15 protein-coding genes, 1 tRNA gene and 1 pseudogene are annotated in these 16,897 nt (G+C 65.6%); 7 read left to right on the forward strand and 10 right to left on the reverse strand.

Annotated features, from left to right (window positions below; translation table 11 throughout):
• Window positions 1-15: 15 nt before the first annotated feature.
• Window positions 16-573: a potassium channel family protein gene (locus tag EJJ38_RS18575; protein ID WP_127091933.1), complete on the reverse strand. Its 558-nt coding sequence runs from the start codon at window positions 571-573 to the stop codon at window positions 16-18.
• Between the two features lie 82 nt (window positions 574-655).
• On the opposite strand from EJJ38_RS18575, the gene EJJ38_RS18580 reads away from it, so the two are divergent.
• On the forward strand, window positions 656-901 hold the full coding sequence (locus tag EJJ38_RS18580; RefSeq protein WP_245454326.1) for a hypothetical protein: 246 nt from the start codon (window positions 656-658) through the stop codon (window positions 899-901).
• A 129-nt stretch (window positions 902-1,030) separates the two neighbouring features.
• The gene (typA, locus tag EJJ38_RS18585; protein ID WP_127091934.1) at window positions 1,031-2,863 is read left to right on the forward strand and encodes a translational GTPase TypA; all 1,833 of its coding nucleotides are present in this window, start codon (window positions 1,031-1,033) and stop codon (window positions 2,861-2,863) included.
• Window positions 2,864-2,913: 50 nt separating this feature from the next.
• Here typA and EJJ38_RS18590 read toward each other — a convergent pair whose 3' ends face one another.
• Window positions 2,914-3,795, reverse strand: a complete 882-nt coding sequence (locus tag EJJ38_RS18590; protein WP_127091935.1) for a uracil-DNA glycosylase — start codon at window positions 3,793-3,795, stop codon at window positions 2,914-2,916.
• Between the two features lie 150 nt (window positions 3,796-3,945).
• On the opposite strand from EJJ38_RS18590, the gene EJJ38_RS18595 reads away from it, so the two are divergent.
• Entirely contained in the window at window positions 3,946-5,619 is a 1,674-nt protein-coding gene (locus EJJ38_RS18595; protein WP_127091936.1) for an electron transfer flavoprotein-ubiquinone oxidoreductase, read from the forward strand.
• A gap of 178 nt (window positions 5,620-5,797) precedes the next feature.
• Here EJJ38_RS18595 and EJJ38_RS18600 read toward each other — a convergent pair whose 3' ends face one another.
• Window positions 5,798-6,343, reverse strand: a complete 546-nt coding sequence (locus EJJ38_RS18600; protein WP_127091937.1) for an adenine phosphoribosyltransferase — start codon at window positions 6,341-6,343, stop codon at window positions 5,798-5,800.
• Window positions 6,344-6,454: 111 nt separating this feature from the next.
• Here EJJ38_RS18600 and EJJ38_RS18605 point away from each other — a divergent pair.
• Window positions 6,455-6,697, forward strand: a pseudogene (locus tag EJJ38_RS18605) (hypothetical protein); the annotation flags it as partial.
• Between the two features lie 187 nt (window positions 6,698-6,884).
• Here the strand turns inward: EJJ38_RS18605 and EJJ38_RS18610 are convergent.
• Genes EJJ38_RS18610 through petA form a run of 3 tightly spaced genes read right to left on the reverse strand, consistent with a single transcriptional unit; the run spans window position 6,885 to window position 9,556 of the window.
• A complete protein-coding gene (locus EJJ38_RS18610) occupies window positions 6,885-7,715 on the reverse strand; it encodes a cytochrome c1 (protein WP_127091938.1) in 831 nt (276 codons plus the stop codon).
• 20 nt (window positions 7,716-7,735) lie between these two features.
• On the reverse strand, window positions 7,736-8,995 hold the full coding sequence (locus EJJ38_RS18615; protein WP_127091939.1) for a cytochrome b: 1,260 nt from the start codon (window positions 8,993-8,995) through the stop codon (window positions 7,736-7,738).
• Window positions 8,996-9,031: 36 nt separating this feature from the next.
• Window positions 9,032-9,556, reverse strand: a complete 525-nt coding sequence (gene petA, locus EJJ38_RS18620; RefSeq protein ID WP_245454327.1) for a ubiquinol-cytochrome c reductase iron-sulfur subunit — start codon at window positions 9,554-9,556, stop codon at window positions 9,032-9,034.
• Window positions 9,557-9,813: 257 nt separating this feature from the next.
• Here petA and EJJ38_RS18625 point away from each other — a divergent pair, with 257 nt between their 5' ends.
• From EJJ38_RS18625 to EJJ38_RS18635, 3 genes are all read left to right on the forward strand, one after another.
• On the forward strand, window positions 9,814-10,335 hold the full coding sequence (locus EJJ38_RS18625; RefSeq protein ID WP_245454328.1) for a tRNA (cytidine(34)-2'-O)-methyltransferase: 522 nt from the start codon (window positions 9,814-9,816) through the stop codon (window positions 10,333-10,335).
• A gap of 60 nt (window positions 10,336-10,395) precedes the next feature.
• Window positions 10,396-11,280, forward strand: a complete 885-nt coding sequence (gene hemF / locus EJJ38_RS18630) for an oxygen-dependent coproporphyrinogen oxidase (protein ID WP_127091942.1) — start codon at window positions 10,396-10,398, stop codon at window positions 11,278-11,280.
• A 102-nt stretch (window positions 11,281-11,382) separates the two neighbouring features.
• Window positions 11,383-11,459, forward strand: a tRNA-Arg gene (locus tag EJJ38_RS18635).
• Window positions 11,460-11,774: 315 nt separating this feature from the next.
• On the opposite strand, the gene EJJ38_RS18640 is transcribed toward EJJ38_RS18635, so the two are convergent.
• From EJJ38_RS18640 to EJJ38_RS18655, 4 genes are all read right to left on the reverse strand, one after another.
• Entirely contained in the window at window positions 11,775-13,982 is a 2,208-nt protein-coding gene (locus EJJ38_RS18640) for a phage tail length tape measure family protein (RefSeq protein ID WP_420836898.1), read from the reverse strand.
• 351 nt (window positions 13,983-14,333) lie between these two features.
• Window positions 14,334-14,711, reverse strand: coding sequence for a hypothetical protein (locus EJJ38_RS18645; RefSeq protein ID WP_127091944.1), 378 nt, complete (start codon window positions 14,709-14,711; stop codon window positions 14,334-14,336).
• Window positions 14,708-16,489, reverse strand: a complete 1,782-nt coding sequence (locus EJJ38_RS18650) for a phage major capsid protein (protein WP_164738575.1) — start codon at window positions 16,487-16,489, stop codon at window positions 14,708-14,710. Before EJJ38_RS18650 ends, EJJ38_RS18645 begins: the two co-directional genes overlap by 4 nt.
• A complete protein-coding gene (locus EJJ38_RS18655) occupies window positions 16,486-16,893 on the reverse strand; it encodes a helix-turn-helix domain-containing protein (protein ID WP_127091946.1) in 408 nt (135 codons plus the stop codon). Before EJJ38_RS18655 ends, EJJ38_RS18650 begins: the two co-directional genes overlap by 4 nt.
• Window positions 16,894-16,897: the final 4 nt, after the last annotated feature.

Here is a 16,897-nt window from a genome sequence, read left to right on the forward strand (position 1 = left end):
GCGGCCTGCCCGCTTTTACCCGTCCTTCTGGATATCCACCGGCCCGCCAATGCTCGCCTCGGCGATGCGGGCCGGTTTCTTCCGGCGCACCGGGCGCTTTCGGGCCGGTGCCGGATCATAGACATGCAGCATGGTGCCCGCGCGCGTCAGGACGGCGAACATGAGCGCCGTCGAGGAGCCGAACAGCAGCATGCCGTTCGCAGCGGTGATGGGCCCCAGGATGCGCCACCGCGGCACGCCGAGAACGTCGCCGTAGCCCAGCGTGGTGAAATTGACGAAGGCGAAATAATAGGCGTCCCCTTCCTTCACCGACCCCACCAGCGTATAGGCCCCCGCCCAGATCCACACCTGGATCATATGGGACAAGGTGAGCACGGCCGTGGTCAGCATCATGGTCAGCGCCAGCGCGAGGACGCGATGCAACTGCACATCCTTGCGCTGCAAGCCACGCATGAAGCGCACCAGGGAGACGATCACCACGCAATGAATGGCGATGTTCACGAGGCTGAAGCACAGGCCATAGACCAGTTCCACCGGCACCCAACCGGCGTTGAACACGGCACTGTCCCCCATCGCCCGCTCCTCGTCCCCGCCGGGCGGAACCCGCCCGTGCCGTCCCCGTTGTTCCGGGAGGCTGGGGAAAAGGAGACCCGCCATGTCGCATCGCATGGAGGCGCGCGAATCCGCGCCGGTCAAGCTGCAATACTGGTCCACATCCCATTGCGTGAACGCCCCGGAGGCCTGGCCCGAACCCTATGGGTTCGCGACCGTGGAGGACGCGGTCGTCTTCGCCATCACACAGGCCCCCGCCAATCGGGAGCTGGCATGGCTGCGCACGGCCGATGGGCAGGTGATGAAGCCCGACCAGATTCGCCGCGCTTTCGAGCTGCGGCGGAGCTGATCGGAGGCTAATCGGGCGCGAACCGCGACGGCGCATTGATTTGCGGCCGCTCTCGTGTATTTTTGCGCCGCAAAATTCCCCTTGGAGCGGACCTGAGGATTCAGGCCCGCCTTTTGCTGTTGGAACCCCATGAAGCTGCGCAACATCGCCATCATCGCCCACGTTGACCATGGCAAGACCACCCTGGTGGACGAGCTGCTGAAGCAGTCCGGCGCCTTCCGCGAGAACCAGCGCGTCGCTGAGCGCGTCATGGATTCCAACGACCTGGAAAAGGAGCGCGGCATCACCATCCTCGCCAAGGCCACCTCGGTGGTCTGGAAGGACACGCGCATCAACATCGTGGACACGCCCGGCCACGCCGACTTCGGCGGTGAGGTGGAGCGCATCCTGAACATGGTGGACGGCGCCATCGTGCTGGTGGACGCCGCCGAAGGCCCCATGCCCCAGACCAAGTTCGTGGTGGGCAAGGCGCTCAAGATCGGCCTCAAGCCCATCGTCGCCATCAACAAGGTGGACCGCTCCGACGCGCGCGCCTCCGAGGTGATCAACGAGGTGTTCGACCTCTTCGCGGCGCTGGACGCCACTGACGAGCAGCTCGACTTCCCGATCCTCTACGGGTCCGGCCGCAACGGCTGGATGGCGGACGCCCCCGAAGGCCCCAGCGACCAGGGCATGGCGCCCCTGTTCGACCTCGTGCTCAAGCACGTCCCCGAGCCGAACGTGGACGCCTCCGGCTCCTTCACCATGATCGGCACCATCCTGGAGGCGAACCCCTTCCTCGGCCGCATCATCACGGGTCGTATCGCCTCCGGCACGCTGAAGCCCAACCAGACCCTCAAGGTGCTCTCCCGCGACGGCACGCAGCTTGAGCAGGGCCGGGTCTCCAAGATCCTCGCCTTCCGCGGCATCGAGCGCCAGCCCATCGAGGAAGGCATTGCGGGCGACATCGTCGCCATTGCCGGCCTCACCAAGGGCACCGTGGCCGACACCTTCTGCGCGCTCGAAGTGACGACGCCCATGGAGGCGCAGCCCATCGATCCGCCCACCGTCACCATGTCCTTCATCGTGAATGACAGCCCGCTGGCAGGCACCGAAGGTGACAAGGTGACCAGCCGCGTCATCCGCGACCGCCTGCTGCGCGAAGCGGAAGGCAACGTCGCCCTCAAGATCGAGGAATCGGCGGACAAGGATTCGTTCTTCGTGTCCGGCCGCGGCGAACTTCAGCTCGCCGTGCTCATCGAGACCATGCGTCGCGAGGGCTTCGAGCTGGCCGTGTCGCGTCCCCGCGTGGTGTTCCAGAAGGATGAGGCCACCGGCCAGATGCTGGAGCCCATCGAGGAAGTCCTCATCGACGTGGACGAGGAATATTCCGGCACGGTCGTTCAGAAGATGAGCGAGCGGAAGGCCGAGATGATCGAGATGCGCCCCTCCGGCGGCAATCGCCAGCGCCTCGTCTTCTACGCCCCCACCCGCGGCCTCATCGGCTACCAGTCGGAACTGCTCACCGACACGCGCGGCACGGCCATCATGAACCGGCTGTTCCACGAATATGCCCCCTATAAGGGCGAGATCGCGGGCCGCATCAACGGCGTGCTCATCGCCAATGCGGCGGGCGAAGCGGTGGCCTATGCCCTGTGGAACCTCGAAGATCGCGGCCCGATGATGATCGAGCCCGGCTGGAAGGTGTATCAGGGCATGCTGATCGGCGTGCACAACCGGGACAACGACCTGGAAGTGAACGTGCTGAAGGGCAAGCAGCTCACCAACATCCGCACCACCTCCAAGGACGAGGCGGTGCGCCTGACCCCGCCGATCCGCATGACGCTGGAGCGCGCGCTGGCCTGGATTCAGGACGACGAGCTGGTGGAGGTGACGCCCAAGTCCATCCGCCTGCGCAAGCGCCTGCTGGATCCCAACGACCGCAAGCGCGAAGAGCGCAAGCGCGAGAGCGAGCTGGCCTGAGGCCTTCAAGCGAGCGAGACGAAAGAACCCCTCCCTTGCGGAGGGGTTTTTTATTGCCCCTCGCCCGCTTTCAGGGCTGCTTCCACCGCCAGCAGGTCGCGCCAGACCATGCGCTTGCCCAAGGGCGTGCGCAGCAGATAGGCCGGGTGGAAGGTGGGCATGGCCTTGATGGTGCGCGTGCCCGTGTCATAGGGGAAGAAGCGCCCACGGGTCTTCGTGATGCCTTCCGTCACGCCCAGCAATGTCTGGGCCGAGGGATTGCCCAGGCAGATCAGGAAATCGGGATCCGCCAGTTCCACCTGCCGCCGGATGAAGGGCAGGCAGATGGCCGTCTCCTGGGGCGTGGGCGTGCGGTTGCCCGGCGGGCGCCAGGGAATGACATTGGCGATATAGGCGCTGGTCCGGTCGAGCCCGATCGCGCCGAGCATGAGGTCCAGCAGGCGCCCGGAACGGCCCACGAAGGGCAGGCCCTGGGCATCCTCGTCGCGCCCCGGCGCCTCGCCCACCAGCATGACCCGCGCCTTGGGGTTGCCGTCCGCGAACACCAGCCGGGTGGCGGTGCGCTTCAGGGGGCACCCCTCGAACCGCTCCAGAATCTCCCGCAATTCCTCCAGCGAGCCGGCCGCCCGTGCGGCCTCGCGCGCGGCCATCACCGCCTCGTCGGGCGGCTGGGCGGCGAGATTGGGCATGGGCAGAACGGACGCACCGGCAGGCGCCGGCGCGGGACGCGCAGACGCCACGGGCGCGGCGGCCGGGCGGGCACCGGCAGGCGCGGGCCGCGCCTCCTGGGCCTGCGGCGCCACGCGCTTGAGATCGCGCGCCGCCGCGGCGGTGGCGAAGCGGTTCACCGGCGCCTCTTCGAGGGCGGCATCCACCCCGGCCTGCGCATGGAAGGCAAGGATGTCGCTAAGGGAGGAAAGGTTGGAATCCATGGGCCCGCGCAGATTTGCCCCCACCATAGAGCATCCGTGCGCGGACCGCGATTCCGCCTGTGGGCGGGGTGCGGTGGAAAGCGAATTGTCAGAAAGCCTCAACCATGGAAGAACTCCAGGTTGATTGATGCGATGCGCAAGGACGCGGGAATGACAGAGGCGGAACTGCCCGAACGGGACGGCATGGATTATGACGTGGTGGTGGTTGGCGGAGGGCCGGCGGGCCTTGCGACGGCCATTCGCCTCAAGCAGGCTGCCGCCGAGCGGGGGGAAGAGATTTCCGTTGTGGTCGTGGAGAAGGGCTCCGAAGTGGGCGCCCACATTCTCTCCGGCGCCGTGATCGATCCCATCGGGCTCAATGCCCTGTTTCCGGACTGGGCCTCGGAAGGCGACGCGCCCCTGACCACCCAGGTCACCGACGACCGCTTCTATCTGCTGGGCCCGGCGGGCGGCGTGCGCCTGCCCAATTTCGCCATGCCGCCGCTGATGAACAATCACGGTAATTATATCGGCTCGCTCGGCAATGTGTGCCGCTGGCTCGCCACCCGCGCCGAGGGGCTGGGCGTCGAGATCTATCCCGGCTTCGTGGCCTCCGAGATCCTCTATGACGACAAAGGCGCGGTGCGCGGCATCGCCACCGGCGACATGGGCGTGGGCCGCGACGGCGCGCCCAAGGGGGAATTCACCCGCGGCATGGAGCTGCGCGGACGCTACACCGTGTTCGCCGAGGGCGCGCGCGGCCACCTGACCAAGCAGCTCATCGCCAAATATGCCCTCGATGCCGGCCGCGAACCGGCCAAATTCGGGATCGGGCTGAAGGAATTGTGGAAGGTGAAGAAGGACAAGCACCAGCCCGGCCTGGTGCAGCACGGCTTCGGCTGGCCGCTGGACGGCAAGACCGGCGGCGGCGCGTTCCTCTATCACATGGAAGACGAGCAGGTGATGGTGGGCTTCGTGGTCCACCTGAACTACCAGAATCCCTGGCTCTCGCCCTTCGACGAGTTCCAGCGATTCAAGACCCATCCCTTCTTCCGCGACACGTTCGAGGGCGGCAAGCGCATCTCCTACGGCGCGCGCGCCATCACCGAGGGCGGCTGGCAGTCCGTACCCAAGCTCGCCTTCCCCGGCGGCCTCCTGGTGGGCTGCGCGGCCGGCTTCGTGAACGTGCCGCGCATCAAGGGCAGCCACAACGCCATGCTGTCCGGCATCCTGGCGGCGGACCAGCTGGCGACGGCGCTGGCGGAAGGGCGCGCACAGGACGAACTCTCCAGCTATGAGGCGAGCTGGCGCGGCTCGGCCATCGGCCACGATCTGCACAAGGTGCGCAACGTGAAGCCGCTCTGGTCCAAGCTCGGCACCTTCGCGGGCATTCCGCTGGGCGCGCTGGACATGTGGACCAACACGCTGGGCTTCTCGCTGTTCGGCACGCTGAAGCACGGCAAGAGCGACGCGGCCACCCTGAAGCCCGCCGCCGCGTGCAAGAAGATCGTCTATCCCAAGCCCGACGGCGTGCTCACCTTCGACAAGCTCTCCTCGGTCTTCATCTCCAACACCAATCACGAGGAGGACCAGCCGATCCACCTCAAGGTGAAGGACATGGCCCTTCAGAAAAGCTCGGAGCACGACGTGTTCGCGGGCCCCTCGAACCGTTATTGCCCGGCGGGCGTCTATGAATGGGTGGAAGAGAACGGGGCCGAGCCGCGCTTCCAGATCAACGCGCAGAACTGCGTCCACTGCAAGACGTGCGACATCAAGGATCCCAACCAGAACATCGTCTGGACCGCACCCGAGGGCAGCGGCGGGCCGAACTATCCCAATATGTGAAGCCCCTCCCCCGCCGCACGCGGCGGGGGGCGATCCATAGGGGGACGGGGCCTCTTCGTGCTTTCCCCCTCCCAACCCTCCCCCGCGAGCGGGAGAGGGCTTTGAGCGCGTTCCGGTGCGTTCCCTCACATGGGCAGGGCTTGAGGCGCGACCTGTGGGGCCAGCTGGGACGCCGGCATCAATGCCCCGGGAAGCTCAGCAGGGTGCGCACCGGCACGTCCATGGCCCGCAGCTTCTCCGCGCCGCCCAGGTCCGGCAGGTCGATGATGAAGCAGGCGGCCTCCACCTTCGCGCCGATATTGCGCAACAGCTTCACGGCGCCTTCCGCCGTGCCGCCGGTGGCGATGAGATCGTCCACCAGCACCACGCGCTCACCGGGCGCCACCGCATCCACATGCATCTCCATTTCGTCCTCGCCATATTCGAGGGCGTAGGCCATGCGCACGGTCTGGTGGGGCAGCTTGCCCTTCTTGCGGATGGGCACGAAACCGGCCGAAAGCTGGTGCGCCACCGCGCCGCCCACGATGAAGCCGCGCGCCTCAATGCCCGCCACCTTGTCGATCTTCGCTCCCGCCCAGGGCTGAACCAGTTCGTCAATGGCGCGCCGGAAGGCCCGTGCGTCCCCCAGCAAGGTGGTGATGTCGCGGAACAGGATGCCGGGCTTCGGATAATCCTTGATGGTGCGGACGGCGTGGGACAGGTCAAAGGCGGGGGGAACTTGCATCGGTCGTCCGGTGGTGGCCCGGACCGGGCGCGGGATGCGCCGCCTCGGGTCAGGTGCCATCCAACACCGTCCCGGCGCCCTTGAAAACCACCCGTTCCGCAATCCCACAGCATGATGCGAGTGGATAGACACAGCAGAAGCGGGTATCAGTGCGCGTATGACCACAGCCTGATCGGCCCGCTTCAGTCCGAGTTCGGATGGGCCACCGCCGACATCTCTTCCCGCCTTGCGGTGCGCCTCGTTTTGTTCGGCCTCCTGGGGCCGTTCGCCGCCGCCTTCATGAACCGCCTCGGCATCCGCCGCGTGGCCGCCTATGGCGCGGGCTTCAGCCGGACCTTCTACCAGACCTATCTGCCCGCTTGCTTCGTGGCCGGCGTGCTCTGCCTGTTCGCGGCGCTGGCCATCGTGCTGGTGCGCGAGCGCTCCGGCCCCGCGCCGATGCCCCGGCAAGCTTGAGACCAAGCCCGGCCCCCGAAAGCAGAAAGGCCGCAGGCACCATGTGCCTGCGGCCTTTCTCGTCTCATATCCGGCGAACCGAGCCTCAGTGGGCGATGTTCTTCCAGATCTTCTTCTTCGTGAAGTAGAGCAGGCCCGACAGCACGATGAGGAAGATGAACACCTGGAAGCCGATGCGCTTGCGGGCATCGAGATGGGGCTCGGCCAGCCACATCATGAAGGCGCTCACGTCGCGGGAATACTGGTCCACGGTCTGCGGCGCGCCGTCCGTATATTCCACCTGCCCGTCGGACAGGGGCTTGGGCATGGCGATCTGGTGACCGGGGAAATAGGTGTTGTAGTGCAGGCCCGGCTGCACGGTGGTGCCCGCCGGAGGTTCCACATAGCCCATCAGCAGCGCGTGGATATAGTCCACGCCGTGCTCCTGATACTGGATGAAGGCGTCGGTGATGAAGCCGGGGAAGCCCACATGGTAGGAGCGCGCCTTGGCCAGTACCGAGAAGTCCGGCGGATAGGCGCCGCCATTGGCCACGCGCGCCGCCTGCTCATTGGGGAAAGGCGCGGGCCAGTGGTCGGAGAGACGGCCGGGGCGCTGGAACATCTCGCCCTGGTCGTTCGGCCCGTCCGTGACCTGGTAGGAGCTTGCCACCACCTTGGCCTGCGCCTCGGAGAAGCCGGGGCCGCCCGGCTGGGCGAGGTTGCGGAAGTAGAAGTAATTGGCGGAGTGACACGAGGCGCAAACCTCGCGGAACACCTTGAAGCCGCGCTGGAGCTGCCCCTGGTCGAAGGAGCCGAAGGGCCCCGCGAAGGACCAGGATTCCCGGTGCGGACGGTCCGTGCCTTCGGCCGCGTTGGCGGGGGCGGCGAAAATCGCCACCGCCGCCAGGGCGCCGAGGAGAATGCTACGCTTGATCATGTCTCTCTCCCCGCGCTCGTTCAGGCCTTGGCACCAGGCGCCGCAGCGCCCTTTGCCCCTCGTGCGAGCACTGCGTCCGCAATGGATGCAGGCATGACCGATGGCCGCTCGATGAGGCCGAGCACGGGCAGGATGACCAGGAAGTGGACGAAGTAATAAACGGTGAGGATGCGCGAGGCGATGACGTAGCCGCCCTCGGCCGGCATGGCGCCCAGATAACCCAGGCCCACCGCCACCACCGCGAAGATCCAGAAGAACTGCTTGAACAGCGGCCGGTAGCGCGCGGAGCGCACCTTGGACGTGTCCAGCCAGGGCAGGAAGGCCAGCACGGCGATGGCGCCGAACATGGCCAGCACGCCGCCCAGCTTGTCCGGCACCGAGCGCAGGATCGCGTAGAAGGGCAGGAAGTACCATTCCGGAACGATGTGCGCGGGCGTGGCGAGCGGGTTGGCCGGGATGTAATTGTCCGAGTGGCCGAGATAGTTCGGGATGTAGAAGACGAACCAGGCGAAGAACATGATGAACACCACCATGGCGAACACATCCTTGATGGTCGCGTAGGGGGTGAAGGGCACCGTGTCCTTGGCCACGCTCTTCACGTCGATGCCGTCGGGATTGTTCTGGCCCACATGGTGCAGCGCCCAGATGTGCAGGCCGACAATGCCCGCGATCATGAAGGGCAGCAGATAGTGCAGCGAGAAGAAGCGGTTCAGCGTGGGGTCACCCACCGAATAGCCGCCCCACAGCCACAGCACGATGGTCTCGCCCACATAGGGGATGGCCGAGAACAGGTTGGTGATGACGGTGGCGCCCCAGTAGGACATCTGGCCCCAGGGCAGCACATAGCCCATGAAGGCGGTGGCCATCATCAGCAGGTAGATGATCACGCCGAGGATCCACAGCACTTCGCGGGGCGCCTTGTAGGAGCCGTAATACATGCCGCGGAAGATGTGGATGTAGACCGCGATGAAGAACATCGAGGCGCCGTTGGCGTGGATGTAGCGGATCAGCCAGCCGTAATTCACATCACGCATGATGTGCTCGACGCGCGCGAACGACACCGGCGCATAGGCCGTGTAGTGCATGGCCAGCACGATGCCAGAGACGATCTGGCAGATCAGCATGAACGTGAGGATGCCGCCGAACGTCCAGAGATAGTTCAGGTTCCGCGGGGTCGGATAGGAAACAGCCGACGAATGTAACAGCCCGACCAACGGCAGCCGGCTCTCGAACCAGCGCGCGATTTTTCCCTGGGGCTGGTAGGTGGAATGTCCTTCCATGGGGTCCAACCTTCTTTGAGCGAGGCGACGCGCGCGTCAGCCGATCACGATCTTGGTGTCGGAGGTGAAGGTGTAGGGCGGCACCGGCAAGTTCAGCGGTGCCGGTCCGACACGGACCCGGCCCGAGGAATCGTACTGGGACCCATGGCAAGGGCAGAACCAGCCGTCATAATTGCCCTGGTGGCCCAGCGGCACGCAGCCCAGATGGGTGCAGATGCCGACAACCACTAGGAAATTGTCGTGCCCAGACTTCACCCGGTCCTGGTCCGGCTGGGGGTCGATGAGCTGGCTCATGGGCACGGCGCGTGCCGCCTCCACGTCCTTCGGGGCGCGGTTGAAGATGAAGATCGGCTTGCCGCGCCACTGCACGGTCACGATCTGCCCTTCAGATATGGGAGACAGGTCCACCTCGGTGGTGGAGAGGGCGAGAACCGACTGGTCGGGCTGGAGCTGGGAGATGAACGGCCAAGCCAAGGCGGCCGCGCCCACCGTCCCGACCGCGCCCGTGGCGATGTAGAGAAAGTCTCGACGGTTGGTTCCCGAGGTCTCCGTATGTGCCACGGCGTTCTTCCTCACTCGTCTATATATGGCCAGACCGTCGCGGCACGCATGAAAGCGGGAAACAGCTTCATGCGCGGGAAGCCCCATTCCGCGCGCGACGCGAGGCCTTATGAGCAACAATGCCCTCTTGAAGAGGTTTGCCACTTTCGATTGCCTCTAATTGCACCCTACCTTTACCCTTGTCCAGATCGTGACTATGCGGCACGCGGTCCTGTGGCAGCGGCATGAACGCGCAAGGGACATGGGGCTCTACCGCATTGACAGACAGACCCGTTCCGGCACCCGCCGGCCTCGCCCCGGTCCTCGCCCTCTATTGCCCGGACATTGCCCAGAATACGGGCACCTGCCTGCGCACGGGGGCGTGCCTGGGCGTTCCCGTCCATCTCATCGAGCCGGCGGGCTTTCCGGTGGGCAGCGCTGCCTTTCGCCGCGCCGGGATGGACTATCTCGACGTGGTGGACTTCGTGCGCCACCCCTCCTTCGCCGCCTTCGATGCCTGGCGACAGGCGCAAGGGCGTCGCCTCGTCCTGTTCACCACGAAGGGCGCCACGCCCTATCACCGCTTCGCCTTCCAGCCCGGCGACGTGCTGCTGTTCGGCCGCGAATCCGCCGGGGCGCCGCCGGAGGTGCATGACGCCGCCGACGCGCGGGTGGTCATCCCCCTGCGCCCGGGCCTGCGCTCGCTCAATGTGGCTGTTTCGGCCGGCATCGCGGTGGCCGAGGCGCTGCGGCAGACCGGCGCCCTGCCCGAGGTTCCGTCGCCGCCCGAAGCGGATTAAAAGCCGGACGCATCGCCACCCAGGATCGCCCCCAGGAACGCCACCCAGGAAGGACCGCCCATGCTCCCCCCCGGCATCGAGGACCAGAAGGCCCAGGCGCGGGCCTGGTTCGAGACCCTTCAGGGCCGCATCACCGCCGCCTTCGAGGCGCTGGAGGACGAAGCGCCCGACGCGCTGTATCCCGGCGCGCCCGGCCGGTTCGAGCGCACCCCGTGGCAACGCACGGACCATAGCGGCGCGCCCGGCGGCGGCGGCACCATGGCCATGATGCGCGGGCGCCTGTTCGAGAAGGTGGGGGTCCATGTCTCCACTGTGTTCGGCGAGTTCGCCCCCGAATTCCGCGGCCAGATTCCCGGCGCCGCGGAAGATCCGCGCTTCTCGGCCACCGGCGTCTCGCTCATCGCCCACATGGCGAGCCCGCACATTCCCGCCGTCCACATGAACACCCGCTTCGTCACCACCACGAAGCGCTGGTTCGGCGGCGGGGCGGACCTCACCCCGGTCCTCGCGCGCCGCCGCACCCAGGACGACCCCGACAGCCTAGCCTTCCATGCGGCCATGGAGGGCGCCTGCGCGGGTCATGCGGTGGCGGACTATGGGAAGCTGAAGGCGTGGTGCGACGAATATTTCCACCTGAAGCACCGCAACGAGCCGCGCGGCATCGGCGGCATCTTCTATGACTGGCTGGACAGCGGCGATTTCGACGCGGACCTCGCCTTCACGCGAGATGTGGGGCTCGCCTTCCTGGACATCTATCCGCGCCTCGTGCGGGCCAACCTCGCGGCGCCCTGGAGCGTGGAGGACCGCGAGGAGCAATTGGTGCGGCGGGGCCGCTATGTGGAGTTCAACCTGCTTTACGACCGTGGCACCATTTTCGGCCTGAAGACCGGCGGCAACGTCGCCTCGATCCTCTCCTCAATGCCGCCCGTGGTGAAATGGCCCTGACCGGCGGCTGGTCCGGTCCTGTTGTCCCCGTTTCTCCCGCCCGCCTCCCCGGCCGACGATTGTCAGCGCGCGGGCGATAGGGTAGAGGGTTCTTCGGCGTCAGCACCCGTAGCTCAGCTGGATAGAGCGCTGCCCTCCGAAGGCAGAGGTCGCACGTTCGAATCGTGCCGGGTGCGCCAATAAAATCAAGCGCTTAGCTTATTTCATACTCCCCTGACGAAACAACGAATCGCCACCAGCGGCGGAAATGCCAGCTATCTAGCGGAATCAAAAACCCCGCCGCCCGAAGGCGACGTGTAGCGCGCAAAATCGAATGTCATCGCGCGCAGGATCATATGTCACCCCCAGTGGACGGGGTGAAATACAACCGATGATTGGTTGTGCGAAGTGAGCGGGATGGCGGTCAGGGTGCCATCCCGCTCGGGGCTCACCGCGATTTCAGGGTTCGCGACCGGCCCTCTCCTATACATACGCTTGCGCCCAATTCGACAAGCCTATGTGTAAAGCCCACCGGAAGCGGAAACCCCGAACCTTCCGCCAAACCCTTGCGAGATAGGCCCGTCGCCTGCCAGATCATCGAGCATGGTGCCGCGAACGATTTCTTGCACCATTACGGTGAGCGTAGGCGTCCCGTCCGGCCCCATGGTGACGGGGCCTGTCGAGACGGCGGCGCCCCCATGGTTGTTCTGGATGCTGACGTTGACCTGCGTCCCGCCTCGCTGTGCGCCGCCCCCACCCCTCAACTCGACGGGAATGCGCCGCCCATCAGGCAGCGGAACTGCCGCCTCCGGGCCAGCTTCACCGAAGACGGATGCCCGCGTCGCGACGCCACCCTTCGCGAACATCGGCATGGGCATGCCTAACATTCCGGAAAGCAGGCTACCGCCGATCCCAAGCAAGCCAGAGAACAAACCACCGCCCCCGCCACCACCACCGCCGCCTAAGTCACCCATGGTTCCGTAGTTGGTCCCGAACAGGGCGTTCTTAAGCGGATTGGTCACCGCGAGCTTCATCGCGCTGCTGGCGACATCCTCCAGGACGCTTGTGGCAACATCACCCCATGACTTCCAGGAACCACCATTGCGGAGCAATGTGTCCGTCAGGGAATCGATGCTCTGTTCCCCCGTATTGCGGAAGGTCTGGAGCGCGTCCTGCTGCCGCGTAAGCTGCGTTTGCATGTCGGACGTTTCGAGGGCTTGCCGCCGCAACTGCTCTGCCGCCGGACTGTCCTTGCCGATCCCTTGGGCGCGGATTTGCTGCTCTACTTGCAACAGGGCAATGGCGCGCGAGCGCGCGCCCTCGCTCTGCCCGAGAAGCGAGATTTCGAGCCGCAACATCTCGGATTGCTCGCGCTGCGTGGCCAACAGGCTTCGCGCCGCCTCGCCCGAGGCCGATGTCATTTCCATGAGCGCCCTGGAGCGCGCCTGATTGGCCCGAACCTCAACTTCGGCCGACGTGATCTCTTCACCCGCCAGCGCCAAGCGCTCCCGACGCGCGATCAGATCGGCGCGGGCGATCGGGTCACGTTCGCGGGCAATCTGCACGTCCAGGCGGTCAACCTGCGTCATGCGTTCTTGGGCCGTAGTGAGGCCCTTCAGCGCGTTCTCCTTCGCCTGGATGGCGCGAGTGATGCTTTCGTTTTCAGCGTCGCTGAGGCCACCCGCGCCCTGCCCGGTGCGCAAGGCGGCTATCTGGTTTTCCAACTCGCGACGCCGGTTTTCCATGTCGTTGGCGGGCGAACCTCGGGCGATATCAAGGGCAGCTGATCCGCGCCTATCGTCGGTCGCAGCCGAGGTGGCGTTCGCCTGAACGCGATTGCGCAAGCGTATTTGCTCTTGAAGGTCGGCAATCTCTGCCGTCAAAGCCTGCCGCTGATTGGGGTTCTGAAGGCGGCCTGCGAGCGTGGGCATGTTGCGCAGGCGGTCCTGTAACTGCGCAAGGCGGCCTTCCAGGCTGTCAGGGCCACCACCGAACAGCCGATCCACGGCGCTCCCCATGGAACCCCAGAGATTGTCCCACATGCGCGCGGACCATTCGGCGGCCCGCCCGATGGCCGTCGTTGCCGTGGCCGCTCCCTGAAGGCGCGGCGTCACGGCGTTCAGCAGAACGTTGCCCGCCTCAACCGTCCGGTTCTGGTCGTTCAGCCGTTTGACCAGGCGCTCGGTGGCGCCGTCCAAAAGGCCCATCTGGCGCAATTGGGCCGCACCCTTCGCCGGGTCTCCGAAGATGTCCCCGAGCTTCCCGCTCGCGCTCGCGACATCCGTGTTCATCACCGCCGCGAAGTCCTTGGCGATGGCGGTCAAGCCTAGGAGTTGGTCCGCTCCGATCCTGCCGGATCGTGTCAGAGAGGTGGCGATCTCGCGCGCCATGGACACCGACACATTCCCGGCCGCCGCCGCCTGGGCCGCCACGCGCTCGATGTCGGCGGCGGTGGTGCCGGTCGCAAGCCCGAACGCCTGCGCGGCGATGCGCGCTTCCTTGAGGCGCCCCGTGTAATCGACCCATGCCGTCGCACCCACACCGAGCGCAACGGTCATGCCGCCCAGCAAGGCAGCCACGGGCGGAATGGATTCACGGGCGATTTTCAGCGCGTTGCCGAAGCCGCCCACAGCTTCCACGATCTGCGGACCCTGCTGCACCGCCACCATGGAAGGAGACATGCCCATGGCGAGGGAGCCCACGATATCGGGCGCCTGACGCATCACGCCGAACCGCTGATCCGGCCGAAGCTGAGACCATGTGGAGCCCACCGGCTGGCGGGCATTGGCGTTGCCGCCCCGCATCGACTGCGCCGCCTCACGTTCAGCCGCGCGGAGTTGGCGCACTGCCACCGTCGCTTGGCTCGCAGCATGCCCCTCGGCTTCGAGCGCATCCGTGAGGCGGCCAATGCCGCCGGCCGCCTTCTCCGCCTCGCCCTTGAGACCCGAGAGTTCGGCCCGCGTCTCCGCGATGCCCTTCTTCGCTCCGGCGGAATTGGCGGTGATGTCAATGGCGAGTTTAAGGGTCATTCAACATCACCTAAAGCTAGTGGAAGGCAGAGGCGGAACCTGAGGTCATTGCCGCAGGATCGGACCGAACCCGTCGCGCTCGTCTTCCAGGTGCGCCTTCAGAAGGCTGCCGAAGTGTGTGTTCTCCAAACACCCGTAGGCGTTCACGTACAGCGCAAAGCGGAGTTCCTGGAGGATCGCTTCGATCTCCAGGAGCGTGCGCCCTCCCAGGTCGGATGCGAGCGTTGCGGCGACGGGCGCACGGGCATAAAGCTCCACCACCGCCGAACGGGGTGAGCCACTGAAATGGCTCACCCACAGGATTTTGCGCGCATCTTCGATGGCGTCTTCCGCCGCCTTCATGTCGAGCGTGATCAACTGCTGGTACAGCACGCGGGCGGTCGCGGTCACGCGCTCGGCCACCGGATCATGAGGCGCCATCATGCCGCCACCACCGACTTGAACAGGCCGCGAAAATCCGTGATCGCCCCGCCATAGACGTGCCTGATCTTGTACGTGATCACGTCATTGGTGAACATCGAACCCGAGGTCGGGTTGTCCTGCACGAAGAGTTGCGGCTCTTCATTCCCGTCCAGAAAGCCGACTTCCACCGAGGGAATATCGGCCTTGTCGGCAGACAGGCACCAGTCGTTGGCGTCGGTCCAGTACCACACGGGACGGATCTGCCACTGGAGCGACTGGACGAAGCTCGCTTCGTTGTTCGTGCCGAGGCGGAACAGATCGAAGGCTGTCTGCTCTAGAGCGTCGGGCACCCACAGGAAGCGAGGGGGGATGCCCACCGCCTCTTCGCTGTCCTTCTCCTTCTGGCCCTTCATCGCCAGCCGCCCGGCCGCGATGGAGGGGCCGGACAACGCGGCCGTGCCAAGATTGCCATGGTCGGCATGGAACAGCGCCTTGCCGTCATAGATGGTGCCGTTCACCCGCAGGAAGTCGAGGACGAACTTGGACAGCGTGCGCTTCGCCGCGCGCGACATGCGCAGCGGCACCTGGATCATGGCGGCCACGTCGTCATTCTTCATCATTTCCAGCGTCACGGTTTCCGTGCCGCCGCGCTTCTGGACCCGATAGACCGCCTCTTCATCGGTGGGGCTGTCCACGGGCAGATAGGGTGCGGCCTCGTTGACGGTCGGCAGGTCGCCGTATCCACCGAAGCGTACCCTATGCTGATCGCGGAAGTCGCTCACCGGCACGATATTCGCGAGGTCGCGCCACACGTCATAGATGCCCAGATTGCGGTAGTCCGTGAGCATCCGCCGCTGGATGGCCTCCCCCAGAACGTCAGGGAAGCTTACGGTAGTGAGCGCTTCCGAAAACCGCCCGTGACGTGGCACCCGGCCGGTGATGTCCCGGTCCCCAGTGATCGCGACATAGCACTCGCGAATGGAGCGCACGGAATTGTCCTGGGGATCGAAGAAGGCGTCGAGCATCCGTCCTTGCTTGTCTTCCTCGGCTTCGATGATCCGCGCGCTGGAGCCGAGGCCCTTCACCTTTCCGGCATGGCTGACGGAACGGGCGATTTCCTCTTCCTGCTGCAAGGCTTCGTTGATGGCCTCGGTCAGGCGCGCTTCGGTGACGTCATCGGCCTCTTCGAGGTTGCTGATGAGACGATCTTTCGAGCCCGCGCACAGGGCGGTGCGCTCAATGCGGCGGCCGATTTCAAGGGGGGACAGGACGTCCATGAATGTGGCTCCTAAAGCTTCGGTGATGCCGAGCACCGCGCCGCCGGCGCCCGGCGCGACGATGACATCGACGGAATTGACCTTGGTGAACTTGGTGACGACGCGCTGCCCGCCTTGCGCCCGGTACGCCGCTTCCGCGTCGATGGAGAGGCCGAACAGGCCCGTCATGTTCTGGCGCACCGCTTCGGTCATGCGACGAACCATGGGATCGGTCGGGTCCAAGGGCTCAAGCACCGCGTCGATGCCAGCCGGTTTGGAACCAGCGGGCGGAACAAATTTGGGCTCGACGATGCGGCCGATGAGGTTGCGTACGTCCTTGCCACCCTTCGAAAGGTGTTCCGCGTCGGACTTCACGAACACGCGCACCCCATCGAAGAGCGGGACGGCCGCGCGCAAGACGGCATCGGGATATACGTTGTTGTTGCCGGAAGGCCCGGCATTGATGACGCGTACCGCAAGCCGCGTGCGCGGTGCTCCGGCTGCATAGGCCGAAGGTGTCTGGACGGGAGGTGCGTCGCTCATCGGCGCACCTTCTTGGGCGCGTCGGAGGTGTCCTTCACGCCCTTCCTCCCGTTTCGGAGGATGTCCCGCACGCTCACATCGGAGACATGGAGCTTGCGGGCGATCTCCTGGATCGACGTGCCTTTCGACCGCATATGGCGGGCGATGAAAGCATTGCCGAGAGGAACGCGCTCGACACGTCCGCCGAAATGCTCGGCAAGAAGTTGAATTTTTTCGACGCTCAGAATTTCTCTGAGCGCGCTAATCTTCTCCGGGCGCGCCGCGAAATAACTCGTGGCGCCACCAAAATTGAGCAGGAGGGATGCGGTGTCATCCTCTCCAATGATGCGCACAAATTTTGCGATGTGCTCCGGAATGAGCGCCTTGTGCTTGACGCCACTCCCGCATGTCCATTCTTGGTACATGCAC

Origin of the sequence: Aquabacter cavernae (genome assembly GCF_003993795.1) — a bacterium.
Classification (GTDB): Bacteria; Pseudomonadota; Alphaproteobacteria; order Rhizobiales; family Xanthobacteraceae; genus Aquabacter; species Aquabacter cavernae.